Origin of the sequence: Dialister sp. i34-0019-2H8 (genome assembly GCF_042846925.1) — a bacterium.
In the GTDB taxonomy this organism is placed as follows: Bacteria; Bacillota; Negativicutes; order Veillonellales; family Dialisteraceae; genus Dialister.
In genome coordinates this window covers 1374889-1388293 of record NZ_BAABYQ010000001.1, presented here as the reverse complement: position 1 = coordinate 1388293, position 13405 = coordinate 1374889, and the positions used below count along the sequence as shown (strand labels likewise).

Annotated in this window: 10 protein-coding genes and 2 pseudogenes; 10 read left to right on the top strand and 2 right to left on the bottom strand. The window is 50.4% G+C overall.

Going from position 1 to position 13405, the window contains the following annotated elements; translation table 11 throughout:
- Window positions 1-235: 235 nt before the first annotated feature.
- Window positions 236-952 (bottom strand): acetolactate decarboxylase, encoded by a 717-nt coding sequence (gene budA, locus ACGG9R_RS05960; protein ID WP_390152696.1) that lies wholly within the window; start codon window positions 950-952, stop codon window positions 236-238.
- Between the two features lie 282 nt (window positions 953-1234).
- Between budA and ACGG9R_RS05955 the strand changes: the two genes are divergently transcribed.
- The 7 genes and pseudogenes from ACGG9R_RS05955 (at window position 1235) to ACGG9R_RS05925 (ending at window position 8495) form a co-directional block, all read left to right on the top strand.
- Entirely contained in the window at window positions 1235-2170 is a 936-nt protein-coding gene (locus tag ACGG9R_RS05955) for a LysR family transcriptional regulator (protein WP_390152693.1), read from the top strand.
- A 668-nt stretch (window positions 2171-2838) separates the two neighbouring features.
- Window positions 2839-4182, top strand: a complete 1344-nt coding sequence (locus ACGG9R_RS05950; RefSeq protein ID WP_390152690.1) for a pyruvate carboxylase subunit B — start codon at window positions 2839-2841, stop codon at window positions 4180-4182.
- A gap of 363 nt (window positions 4183-4545) precedes the next feature.
- A pseudogene (locus ACGG9R_RS05945) lies at window positions 4546-5403 on the top strand (DNA adenine methylase).
- Window positions 5400-6272, top strand: a pseudogene (locus ACGG9R_RS05940) (type II restriction endonuclease). Before ACGG9R_RS05945 ends, ACGG9R_RS05940 begins: the two co-directional pseudogenes overlap by 4 nt.
- Window positions 6269-7006, top strand: coding sequence for a TRM11 family SAM-dependent methyltransferase (locus tag ACGG9R_RS05935; protein ID WP_390152687.1), 738 nt, complete (start codon window positions 6269-6271; stop codon window positions 7004-7006). The pseudogene ACGG9R_RS05940 and the gene ACGG9R_RS05935 overlap by 4 nt, the downstream one beginning before the upstream one ends.
- Before the next feature lie 140 nt (window positions 7007-7146).
- Window positions 7147-7587 (top strand): DUF4869 domain-containing protein, encoded by a 441-nt coding sequence (locus ACGG9R_RS05930; RefSeq protein WP_390152684.1) that lies wholly within the window; start codon window positions 7147-7149, stop codon window positions 7585-7587.
- Entirely contained in the window at window positions 7584-8495 is a 912-nt protein-coding gene (locus tag ACGG9R_RS05925; RefSeq protein WP_390152681.1) for a translation initiation factor 2, read from the top strand. Before ACGG9R_RS05930 ends, ACGG9R_RS05925 begins: the two co-directional genes overlap by 4 nt.
- 174 nt (window positions 8496-8669) lie before the next feature.
- Here the strand turns inward: ACGG9R_RS05925 and ACGG9R_RS05920 are convergent, their stop codons facing one another.
- Complete coding sequence (locus ACGG9R_RS05920; RefSeq protein ID WP_390152679.1) at window positions 8670-9620, bottom strand: nitronate monooxygenase; 951 nt, start codon at window positions 9618-9620, stop codon at window positions 8670-8672.
- Between the two features lie 808 nt (window positions 9621-10428).
- Between ACGG9R_RS05920 and gap the strand changes: the two genes are divergently transcribed.
- The 3 genes from gap to tpiA are packed head-to-tail and all read left to right on the top strand — an operon-like array spanning window position 10429 to window position 13384.
- A complete protein-coding gene (gap, locus tag ACGG9R_RS05915; protein ID WP_390152676.1) occupies window positions 10429-11436 on the top strand; it encodes a type I glyceraldehyde-3-phosphate dehydrogenase in 1008 nt (335 codons plus the stop codon).
- Between the two features lie 2 nt (window positions 11437-11438).
- Window positions 11439-12626, top strand: coding sequence for a phosphoglycerate kinase (locus tag ACGG9R_RS05910; RefSeq protein WP_390152673.1), 1188 nt, complete (start codon window positions 11439-11441; stop codon window positions 12624-12626).
- Window positions 12627-12631: 5 nt separating this feature from the next.
- A complete protein-coding gene (tpiA, locus tag ACGG9R_RS05905) occupies window positions 12632-13384 on the top strand; it encodes a triose-phosphate isomerase (RefSeq protein ID WP_390152670.1) in 753 nt (250 codons plus the stop codon).
- The last annotated feature ends 21 nt before the right edge of the window (window positions 13385-13405 follow it).

Below are 13405 nucleotides of genomic sequence, written 5' to 3'. Positions count from 1 at the left end.
GCGCATTAAAAGATACGTCGTGTCATTTTACTTATGGGAAACCAAGGGAAACACTGATTCAATCGTTGTCAGGTTTTACTCTTGAATTTTTATGCATAGCGAGGAATCACCTGACGCGAATAGCGAGCTATTTAAGGAAGGCTATGACGAAGCTATGTATAAAAATTCTCGTAGAAGCTGACTCTGCGATTGAATCAGCGTTTCCCCAGAGCATCCATAAAACCCTTTGAACACGTTACGCCTTCTTCCCTTCTACCGCTTCGATATCTTCTTTCGAGACCGTGGGATCGAGATGCTGGAAATCGGATTCCTGCGGGATGGCAAGTTCGAAAGAGGGAAGAGAGGCGAGGTGCGCGCTGCCTTTGGTCAGGGATAGACCGAAGACATGACCGCCATGACGCCTGTCTTTGGAAATGAAATGGATATGCCAGCCTGCCATATTCAGCTTATCCATGTAGGGCGGGAAATAGACACAGACGAGACTGCCCGATACATGTTCGAAGGTAAATTCCCGCTGGTCGGTTTTCATGGCGACTGCAAGCGGACGGTATGGCCTTGCCTGCGGGACTTCCGAGCGCGCTTTGATTTTTTCAAAGTCGCCATCTATGCGGCAAAGGCAGATATTATTCTTTCCCTGACGAATGCGTTTCGCATCGAGCGCCTTCTGCAGCGCAGAGAAATCAGGGGCACTGATAGGGAAAGAGTCGTCCTCTTTCAGAAAAGAAGCGACGGCAAAAGGGGAGCGGTCTTCTTCTTGCGAGACCTCCACATGGCCATCTTCGAGCGCCCGATAGCAGATGCCATCTAACAGGATCATTTCTCCGTGAAGACTGTCAAAGGCGCCGAGCCCTGTATCGCCTTTTTTTAAAAGCTTACGAATGGATATGTGTCCTTCGTAGTCTCCCATCATGAGAGCCTGCAGTGTGGAAACTTGGTACATCGTATTTGACATAGGGATCATCCTTTCTCGAAGGGTGCGTTACAGGAAATCCAATGGATATGATCGGATTTCCGTGGATCCTGAAGGCGCAAAGAGGAGGGAGTGCGTTTCATCCATCCTAGGCACCGTTCCATCCATGTAGGACCCACAGGATGTGTCGGATCTGTTACATCAGTTTTTCTGAACTCTGACCTTCGATCATTCTTTTTTCTCATCGAATGCCTTTACTATACGCTTTATGCATTATATAATCAATTTAATCATACTAATGATTTCATAAAGGAGATTTATATTATGGAGCTGGAGAAAAAATATATATATCAGGTCTATGTCAATGGCAGCTTTTCGAAAGCAGCGGAAGCGCTCTTTGTCACACAGCCGGCTTTGAGCATCGCCATCAGGAAAGTAGAGAAGGCAATCGGAGCCGCGCTCTTCCACCGCGGGCAGCGTCCGCTCACGCTGACGCCTGTGGGTGAGATGTATATTTCCTATATCAAGAAAGAAATGCTCCTCGAACAGGAAATGAAACAGCAGATCGATGACCTGCACGGCCTCATGAGCGGGGACATCTGTCTTGGCGGGACGAACTATATGAATGCGTATCTGCTTCCGCCCTATATCACGCGCTTCACGCGCCGCTTCCCGCACATCCATATCCGCATGGAGGAAACGAGCTCGGACCAGCTGATCAACCTTTTGAAAGAACATAAGCTTGATTTTACATTCAGCTGCGACGAATCCGTCATTCAGGAATTCGAGAACTACGAGAGCTTCAGCGACCACATCCTGCTGGCTCTGCCCTCGGACTTTGCGTTGCCGGAGACCTTGCTTTCCAAGGCTCTCTCGGCAGGTGATGTAGCTGCGGGACGCCATCTGGCAAAAGATGCTCCTCAGGTGGAGCTATCCGATTTTCCCGAGATCCCTTTCATCGCCATCGATGCGCATATCAATCTCGGGGCGCGCAGCCTGAAAATTTTTGAAGAAACAGGGGTGAATCCCAAGAGATATATCGAAGTGCCGCAGCTCGTCACCGCTTATCGCCTTGCGCTTGCCGGCATCGGTGCCTCCTTCTTGAGCGACCGCCTTGTCGACGGGACCGAGCAGCACATCCGTTTCTTTACATTCCGCTCCCGCTACGCCATCCGCCGCTACCGCCTGCTCCTGCCGCACGGATCCTATACACCGGCGGCGGTGAAGGAATTCATAAAGTTGTTAAAAACGAGTGACTAAGGATTTGTGATCTCTTGTGACTAGTGACTAAAAGACTAAGAGACTGAGACCAAGAGACATCAGACTCCCGTATCGTCATTTCGAGCGAAGCGAGAAATCTTTGTTATTCGCGGCTCAATGGTCGATGTGTGGAAACCCAAAACGGGAAGCCTGCCATCCGCAGGCCTTCGGGCATTGCCATTATTTATACTCCGCGGCGCTTAGATCCTTCGACTCAGTTCTCATATTTTCAGATAAGCCATTTTTAAGGAAACACTGATTAAATCGTTATCAGATTTCATTCTTGGGTTTTTATACAGAGCGAGGAGACAGAGGGCGCGAATAGCGAGCTATTTAAGGAGAATGTCGACGACACTATGTATAAAAATCCATATGAAATCTGATTCTGCGATTGAATCAGCGTTTCCTTAACATACGACGTTTTTCTCCGCTCAGGATGATGAAATGCGCCGCCCCCCTTTTGAACCTATAGAACCTGCTGAACCTCTTTCGCACGCAGTCAAAAGGGCGGCGCGCCCCGAAGGCTAATCCTGAACCTTTTTAATGATTGGCCATAAAACTTCCTAATACAATCATTAACGTTATAAATTTCATTTATCTTCTTAGCCGTGTTATATTCATGACAACATGAAATTACGTTGTGACAAGCACAAGAATGGAGTATCACTATGGCTAAGAAATCAGTGAAAATCACAGAAACGGTATTGCGCGATGGACAGCAGTCTCTGGCGGCGACCCGCATGCGCATCGTCGATATGCTGCCGATCCTTGAGAAAATGGACAGCATCGGTTACCATGCCATCGAAGCGTGGGGCGGGGCGACCTTTGACGTCTGCCTGCGTTTTCTGAATGAAGACCCCTGGCAGCGGCTCCGTCTTCTCAAAAAGAATCTCAAAACCCCGATCCAGATGCTGCTTCGCGGGCAGAACCTTCTCGGCTATCATCCTATGGCAGATGACGTTGTCCGTGAATTCATCATGCGATCCGTAGATAACGGCGTTTCCATCATACGTATCTTCGATGCACTGAATGATACGAGAAATCTGGAGACCGCCATGCGTGCAACCAAGGAAGCTGGCGCGCATGCCCAGGGCTGCATCGTCTACACCGTGAGTCCCTATCACAAAGACGAGGACTTTGTGAAGCTGGGGAAGGAACTCGTAGAAATGGGGGCTGACTCCATCTGCATCAAAGACATGGCGGGACTCCTTCTCCCGTACAATGCCTACAAGCTCATTCAGGCACTGAAAAAAGAAATCCACATCCCCATCGAGCTTCACACCCATTTCACCTCAGCACTGGGCGATATGACCTATCTCAAAGCCATCGAAGCCGGCGTCGATATCATCGACACCGCGATTTCGCCCTTCTCATGTGCGTCCAGCCAGCCTTGCACCGAGTCCATCGTGGCAGCCCTCAAGGGGACAGACTACGATACCGGGCTGGATCTGGAACGACTGGGCGAAGTGGCGGATTATTTCAAGCGCGTCAAAAAAGACTTGGAGGAAGATTTCCATCTGAATACGAATATTTCCATCGATCCCAAGATCCTCTCTTCCCAGATCCCGGGCGGTATGCTGTCGAATCTTCTGAACCAGATGAAAGAAATGGGCGTCGCTGATGAATACGATGCGCTTCTCTCTGAAATGCCGCGTGTCAGAAAAGAACTCGGATACCCGCCGCTCGTCACCCCGACGAGCCAGATCGTAGGCACCATGGCCGTCATGAATGTCGTCCTCGGACGCTACAAGATGATTCCGCAGGAAGTCAGAAACCTTGTCGCGGGAAAGTATGGCCGTACACCGGGGCCCATCGATCCGGAAGTGAAACGCCTAGCCATCGGAAATCAGGAGCCAATCACCTGCCGTCCGGCGGATATGATCCCGCCTGAGCTCGATACTTATCGGAAACGCCTCGCCGAAGACGGCTATCCGAATGCCTCCATGGAAGACCTCCTGAGCTACATCTCATTCCCTGAAGTCGCGAAAACCTTCTTCGGACATAACAGATAATAGAAAGCTATGTTACCACTGATTCACAACGTGGTAACATAGCTTTGGGTTCAGCGTTAGCTCATGGGGTGTGCCGTTCCTTGATTGTGCGCGAAAGCCTCGATTGAATGAGAAATGAGAAATGAGAAATGAGAAATGGTGGTACGGCGCATAAAAAACAGAAGCGCCGCGGAGGTTTGAGACTAGCGGTTTTCTCGTATCGCAAACCTAATCCCTAGCCACTAATTCCTAGCTACCAGTAACAAGTCACCCGCCACCAGCTACCAGCCCCTTCCCGAATGGGAAGGGGCTTTTTGCGTTGACTCAAAGCAGAGATCAATAGTACAATAGATCGAAAATATTCTATTTTTGAAAGGAGAAGCTATGAGAGAAAGTCAAGTGATTGGTCCGGTATTGAAATGGGTGGGTGGCAAACGGCAGCTGCTGCGTGAGATCCTGCCTCGCGTGGAAACCATCCCTTACACACGATATGTCGAACCTTTTTTCGGGGGGGGTGCTGTCTTTTTCTCCCTCCTGCCGGACAAAGCTGTCATCAATGATTACAATAGGGATTTGATCAATGTTTACCGCGTCATCAAGGAAGATGTGGAGGCATTGATTTCCTGTCTGGCATATCATGCGGAGCAGAACAGCAAGGAGTATTACTATGAAGTGCGCAGCTGGGACCGGACAGAAAGCTACCATGGGCTTTCCGCGGTCGAACGGGCGGCGCGATTTCTGTATCTGAATAAGACATGTTACAACGGGCTCTTTCGCGTGAATTCGAAGGGGTAGTTTAACGTGCCTTTCGGACGCTACAAATATCCGAATATCGTGAATGCAGAGATGCTTCGCGTGGTGTCTGTCTATTTCCGGGAGAAAGATATCCGGATAGAGAACCGCGACTATCGGGATATCCTCGAGGGCGTGAAAGCGGGGGACTTCGTGTATCTGGATCCGCCGTACATGCCGATTTCATCATCCTCTTCCTTTACGAGCTATACGGAGCAGGGCTTCAGCTACGAGGAGCAGGTGGCGCTGAAGGAAGCGTGTGATGCCCTTCGCTCGCGTGGCATTCCATTCCTGCAGTCGAATTCAGACTGCCCTGAAATCCGCGAGTTATATAAAGAGTATGACCTTGTCACGGTACGGGCGTCCCGTAGTGTGAACAGCCAAGGAACGAAGCGGGGAAAGATCAATGAGGTGCTGATATCGTATGGCTGGAAGGGGTGGTCGGAATGAGACGAGATTTCGATGTATGGTTAGCCTCCTTCCGAGATAGCATCGCCAGCTATCAGTACTACATTGATTTCGATAAGATTTACCGAAATATAGCAGATGTAAAGGTGGAGCTGAATATACTGAATTCACTCATTGGATCAAAGCAGATAGAAGCCGACTTCGAAAAAATTGTAACCCGATATCCGGAGACGCTGAAGTGTATCCCGATTCTTTTGGCTGTTCGAAGCAACGAAATCTATGCGATGGATGAGGATGGCGCATTTACGTATCATTTTAAGAAGATGAGCGATACCATCGAGCAGTACAAGACATTCATGCGAAAGACTGGACTTTTTCAGTTGATGCAGAATCACCACATTCGCAATCTGCTGGATTATGTGACGGGGGTGGAAACAGGGCTTGACTCAAATGGGAGAAAGAACCGAGGCGGACATCTGATGGAAGATCTTGTAGAGAAATTCATTCAGAAGGCGGGATTTCGAAGAGATGAGACGTATTTCAAAGAAATGACGATCACTAAAATTCATCAGAAATGGGGGATTGATTTATCTGCCATTTCCAATGATGGGAAAGCCGAGAAGCGATTTGACTATGTGATCAAAATGCCTGACCAGCTATATGTGATCGAAACAAACTTTTACACAAGCGGTGGGTCTAAGCTGAATGAGACTGCGCGTAGTTATAAGACCATTGCCAATGAGGTGAAAACCATCCGCGGCGTGACCTTTCTGTGATTTACTGATGGAAAAGGTTGGCGGAGCGCCAGAGGAAATCTGCGAGAAACATTTGATGTATTGGATACGGTGTACAACATTCAAGACTTGGAAAATGGAGTGCTGGACGAGCTGAGGAAGCGAGGCGCTGCATGAAAAAGATCAAATGGGAGCCCGAAAACTTCGAACTCGAGATGAATACTGTCTGGGATTTCCCTGAGCGCGGGAGCTGGGCGACGCATGATGCGAAATATCGTGGCAACTGGTCCCCCTACATTCCCAGAAATCTTCTCCTTCGCTACTCCAAAGAAGACGACTGGGTGCTCGACCAGTTTGCCGGCGGCGGGACGACGCTTGTCGAGGCGAAGCTCCTTCATAGGAACTGCATCGGCCTCGATGTGAATCCCGCGGCGCTCTCCAGGTGCCATGAGAAATGCGATTTCCCCTTCGAAAATGCGGGAAAAATCATCATCCGGGAAGGCGATGCGAGGCATTTGGATTTTCTTCCCGATGCCTCGATAGACTTCATTTGCACGCACCCGCCGTATGCGGATATCATCCGCTACAGCGAAGATCTCGCGGGTGACCTCTCCCACTTGAGGGGCGAGGCGTTCCTTGCAGAAATGGAGAAGGTGGCAGGGGAAAGCTATCGCGTTTTGAAGAAAGACAAATTCTGCGCCGTCCTCATGGGGGATATGAGGCAGAAGGGCTGTATGATCCCCCTCAGCTTCCAAGTCATGGAGCGCTTTCTGGCCGCCGGTTTCACACTGAAAGAGCTCATCGTGAAGACCCAGCACAACTGCCGCGCGACGGGATTTTGGAAGACGAACAGTGTGAAATATAATTTCCTCCTCATCGCGCATGAGCATCTCTTCGTTTTTAGGAAATAGGGGGGAGCACTCTGCGCTTTCGGGTGCAGTGTGTTTTTCCTTTTTGGGAGAATGGATTTCTTTTCCAAGGCGGTTGTCTTTATGATAATATAATATATAGAAAACACATAATTTCGATTGCAAGGGAAAGGAAGTACAGGATGCTTCATATATATCTGGGGACGATGGAGAAGGCGATATACCATCCGCCGGTCTATTTTGATAACAGCTATGAAGACAGCTGGCTCGTGAATCCTTTGGGCCGGGAGATGATCGAGGACGTCGATCGGTCACACGTGATCAGTGCCCATCTCATTGATAGCCCGGCGCTGGGGCCGATTTCCCCAAAGGCGCTTTCCGGCGGGGTCAAAACTTTGCTGCTGCTGGCTTTTGATGAAAGCGGGGCGGTTTTCAATGCATCGGCCTGCGGGGATAATTGCGCGCTGTGGATTTTGAAAATCGCCGAGGAGAAAGAGCTTACGATCAATCTGCGTCATATCATGAATTTTGGAGAGAAGCCGTTTTCCTTGGAAATACTGAATACGCATACCGTGATTCACACGATGAATGAATTTGTAGAAATCGCAGGTGATTATGTATGACGGGTCGGTATCGTATCATTGTGCAAAACCGGCGTCTTCACTATGCACTTGAGATCAAGAGAAATATCACCATCATCCAGGGGGACAGTGCCACGGGGAAGACGACGCTGATTGACATGCTACGCCAGTATATGAATCTGCAGGAGTCAAGCGGTATCCATGTGGACTGCGCGAAGCCGTGCCGCATCTTGGAAGGGCCGGACTGGGAGCTTATTTTGAAAAACCTTTCTGGATATATCATTTTTATCGATGAAGGGAATTCTTTTATCACCAGCCAGCGCTTTGCAGAAATGGTGAAGGGATCGGACAATTATTTCGTCTTGATTACGCGAGAAAGTTTGTACAATCTGCCTTACAGCGTGGATGAGATTTACGGACTTACATCTTCTGGGAAGTATCAGCATGCAGAGAAAACGTATCAGGAGATGTATCAGATTTATTCTGCTCGGCAGACGGTGGATTTGCCGATTGAAATCCTGCTTACAGAAGACTCTAATTCCGGATTCCAGTTTTTCCGTGGCATGGCGGAAGAAACAGGACATACTTGTCTTAGTGCACAGGGGAAATCCAATGTATTTTCAAAGCTCAAATCTATGAGGGATAGTGAACGAAATATTTGTGTCATCGCAGACGGAGCAGCGTTTGGGGCCGAGATGATGAGAGTTCATGCTTATCTAGAACGGCATTCTCACATCATTCTGTATTTGCCGGAGTCTTTCGAATGGCTCATTCTGCGGTCGGGATTTCTTCCTACGCACGCTGTACAGGACATACTACGTGCGCCTGAAAATTATGCCGATAGCACGAGGTTCTTTAGCTGGGAGAGATATTTTACAACACTTCTGGTGACGGAGACGGCAGGAACCCCCTTCCAGGAACCCCCTTCCAATACACGAAGAGTCGTTTGAATCCGGTGTACCTTCAGGGAAAGTTAAAAATGCAAATTCTTCACGCACTTCCGAAATCGATGCAGGATGTTGCGCTTCCTTAAAATGAAGCAATGAAAAGCCCCCGTCGACGATGTCGATGGGGGCTTTTCAAATGCGTGTAAAATCAGATGCAGTAATTTGATTAACATTTCCTTAAATCAATTTCGGCGCTGCGGCGAGTCTTCTTTCGGCTTCGCTCACGAGTTCTTCTACGATTTCCTGTACGGGCTGTACTTTCGTGAGGTGGGTGAGGGACATGCCGGCTAAGACGAAGCCGTTCTCTGTGTCACCGTCGATGACGGCTTTGCGGTTCGTTCCAGCGGCGAGGGCGGTGAGCTCGGACTGCGCTGTACCGCTGTATTCGAGCTTCAGATATTTTTCAGAGAATGGATTTCTAAGGCCGCGGACGGTGTCTCGGGTGGTGAAGCCCGTTACGACGGAGTCGGTATCGGCGGCATCGATGATGGCCTGCTTGGCGTTTGGATGGAGGCGGCATTCTTCGGAGAGAAGGAAACGGGTGCCCATCTGTACGCCGGAGGCACCCATGAGGAGGGCTGCGGCGACAGCACGTCCGTCTACGATGCCGCCGGCTGCGACGACCGGGATCTCGATCTCAGGGAGGACGTTTTCGAGAAGAGCCATGAGGGTGATCTTGCCGTCATGGCCGCCGGCTTCCATGCCTTCGACGACGAGGGCATCGGCGCCTGCGTCCTGTACACGATGGGCGAGCTTGACATTCGGTACAACGGGGATGCATTTCACGCCGGCATGATGGAAGGGGTCGAAATAGGGAACAGGGTTTCCGGCGCCGATGGTGACGAAGGGGATTTTCTCATCGCAGATGAGCTGCGCGACATCATCTTTATTCGGCATCTGCAGCATGAGGTTCACACCGAAGCATTTGCCCGGGCCTAAGATGTCCTTCGCCTGACGGATATGGTCGCGGATATCATCGACAGAGAAGCCGCCGCTTCCGATGACGCCGGCGCACCCAGCATGATTCATGGCGGCGGCGAGGACACCGTCAGAAATGTAGGCCATGCCGCCCTGAATGATCGGGTAGTCGATGCCTAAGAGTTTTGTGATTTTTGTATTCCAAGACATAGGAGTGCTCCTTTCGTGGGAATGCGGATTGCATCTAAAAAGTAGACATTAGAAATGAGAAATGGCAGAGCAGCGCGTCATTTTGAAAAGCACCGAAGAGTAGAATCGTGGACGTGATCAGAGAATAGGTTTGAATCACCAGTCACAACTAACATATTCATGTATTTCATTCTGTCTATGCATATTATAGCCGTTTCTTTCTAACAATGGAATGTAGAAACGGTAAATTCTTTCAAAAAAGTCATTGAAACAGAAAGGTCGATGCGTTTTTGGAAAGAAAGGATGAAACTCAGGATGAACGTGTTTGGAAAGCTTGGTGATTCCTTGAGAATGGGATAGTGAGATGCACCGGTCGCAGTCTTCGCTGACGGGGAAGGTACAGCGGAAGAGAGCCTTCGATACATGCCCCAAACCATCACGCCTTATCGCGACGCGATCAACGAAAGCCGATGGGGGATGAGTTTTGCAGCTTCTCATCCTGACAAGGTGCCTGCAGCCATTTCCGAATTTATTTGACACTCTTTTTACTTAAAGGGTATACTTAAATAGAAATCTTGCGAGAGATATTGTAGTATTAAAGCCGGCGTGATATACTGTAGTCGTAATGTTTCGCCTGATTTCCTCTGCCTTGCGCAAGGGAAATGGAAGCGGGTGAGAGGTTTTTGTATCGGTTTTACAGTGCGGGTGGTTCGAAAGAAGATATCCCATCGAGCCCGCATGTTTTAGGCTGTCGGTGAAGGGGTTTCTCTGCGCGGCGCCTCAGAAGAGCTGCTTCAAAAGCAGGTTCAGTTACAGGAGGGTATATAAGATGACAAAGATCGGTATCAATGGTTTTGGCAGAATTGGCAGACTGGTATTCCGCGGACTTTTGGATAGAGATGATCTGGAAGTGGTCGCTATCAATAACCCGAGCGGCGTGGAAACTGCGGAGTATCTTCTGAAATACGATACTGTCCATGGCCGACTTGGTAAGGACGTCAAGATCGAAGGCGATGATCTCATCATTGATGGCAAGAGAGTCCATGTCTTCTCTGACCGCGATCCGGAACATCTGGACTGGAGCAAGTACGGCGTCGAGATCGTCGTCGAATCCACCGGCAAGCTGAAAGATAAAGAAAGTGCCGGCAAGCACATCAAAGGCACTGTGAAGAAGGTCATCATCACTGCGCCGGGTAAAGATGATGATGCGACCATCGTGATGGGCGTCAATGAAGACACCTACAATCCGGAAACAGACAACATCATTTCCAATGCCTCCTGCACCACTAACTGCCTTGCTCCGGTGGTCAAAGTGCTGAATGAAAAATTCCACATCGTCCGCGGTCTGATGACCACGGTTCATTCCTACACGAATGACCAGGCGATCCTGGAAAAGGCACACAAGAAGGATGCCAGACGCGGCAGAGCGGCAGCGGAAAATATCATCCCGACTTCCACGGGCGCAGCCAAAGCCATCGGCATCGTCATTCCGGAACTCAAGGGCAAGCTGAATGGCCTTGCGATCCGTGTACCGACCCCGGATGTATCCCTGGTCGACCTCGTCGCTGAGATCGAAAAGCCGGCTACGAAGGAAGAGATCAATGCAGCACTTAAAGCGGCGGCAGAAGGTGAATTGAAGGGCATTCTCGCCTACACTGATGAACCGCTCGTTTCTTCCGATTTCAAGACCACAGATGTCAGCTCCACCGTTGACAGCCTGCTCACCATGGTCATGGAAGGAAATCTGGTCAAAGTCATTGCCTGGTATGATAACGAATGGGGCTACTCCATGAGAATCATTGACCTCGTCAAGTTCGTCGCATCGAAAGGACTGTAAGAATGAATAAGCAGACCATTTATGATTTGAAACCGGAAGGCAAGACCATATATATCCGTGTGGACTACAATGTGCCGCATGACAAGGAAGGTCATATCACCGATGATCGCCGCATCGTGGCGACCCTGCCGACGCTGCGCTGGCTTCTTGACCATGGCGCTGCCCTCGTCATTGCGAGCCATATGGGCCGACCAAAGGGCGAAGTGAAGCCGGACCTGTCTCTTGCGCCGGTCGCTAAGCGCCTTTCCGAACTGTTGCACATGGATGTGAAATTCGCCTCTGACTGCATCGGCGAAGAAGCAAAGGAGAAGAAAGCGGCTCTCGCACCGGGCGAAGTCCTGCTCCTTGAAAATCTTCGTTTTCATAAAGAAGAAGAAAAGAATGATCCGGCCTTTGCGAAAGCTCTGGTCGAAGGCTGCGACCTGGCGGTCAATGACGCATTCGGTGTATCGCACAGAAGCCATGCATCCATTGCCGGTGTCGGCAAGCTGATGCCGATGGTATCCGGACTGCTTCTCAAGAAAGAGATTGATTTCCTTGATGGCGTTATCGAAAAGCCGGAGCGTCCGTTCGCTGCCATCATCGGCGGCGCGAAGATCAGCGACAAGATTCAGGTCATTGCGAATCTGATGGAAAAAGCCGATGTCATCCTGATCGGCGGCGGTATGGCGAATACCTTCGTCGCGGCGGAAGGCTACGACATGGGCAAATCCCTGCAGGACAAGGATCGCTTCGACCTCGCCAGAAATCTCATGAAGAAAGCCCATGATATGGGCAGCGAGATCATGCTGCCGGTCGACTTCATGGCAGGCGATGCCTTCGCGGAAGATGCGAATACCAAGGTCCTCTCCAAAGAAGAATTCCAGGACCCATGGATGGCGCTCGATATCGGACCGAAGACCATTGAGCTCTATGTGGAAACTTTGAAAAAGATGAAGACTGTCGTATGGAATGGGCCGATGGGCGTCTTTGAAATGAAACCATTTTCGAAAGGCACCTTCACCATCGCAAGAGCGATGGCTGATCTCGATGCGACCACCGTCATCGGCGGCGGTGAATCAGCCTCTGTCGTCGATGAGCTTGGGCTCGGAGACAAATTCTCCCACGTCTCTACCGGCGGCGGCGCTTCACTGGAAATGCTCGAAGGCATGGTCCTTCCGGGCGTATCTATCCTGGCGGATAAGGAGTGATCCCCGTGAGACAGATCCTTATCGCAGGAAACTGGAAAATGAACTGCACGGTCGAAGAGGCGGAGGCCTTCTTCAAGCATTTCAAACTGCAGAAGAAGGAGGGCGTGGAAATGCTCATCTGCCCGCCGTTCACTGACCTGCCGCTGACGAATTTCTTCCTCGCCCGTACCTCGGTCCGTTGGGGCGCGCAGAATGTGTACCCGGAAGAGAAGGGCGCATTCACCGGGGAGATATCTCCGGCCATGCTGAAAGGCCTCGGCTGCAGCTATGTCATCTGCGGTCATTCGGAACGCCGTGAGATCCTGGGCGAGAGCGATGAATTTATCGCGCGCAAGGTGAAGGCCGTCAAGGAACATGGCATGACACCGATCCTTTGCATCGGCGAAACAGCAGAAGAGCGAAAGAATGGTCAGACCGAGGAGCGCATCGCTTCGGAAATCTGCACCGCGTTTTTTGACATCGATAAAAAGGATGTCGGCTCTCTTGTCATCGCTTATGAACCCATCTGGGCCATCGGCACCGGAGCGGCTGCGACGGCCGAAGAGGCGGAAGCGGTCTGTGCCTTCATCCGTGAGACGGTGAAGGACATCGCAGGCAAGAAAGCCGCCTCCGATATCCGCATCCTCTACGGTGGTTCCGTCAAGAGTGAAAATATCGCTGATTTCCTCAAGGAAAAAGACATCGACGGAGCTCTCATCGGCGGTGCAAGCCTCAAACCCGAGGATTTCCTCAGTATTTATGAAAAGGCTGGAAAATAAGAGAAATAGGGGCAGCGGGTC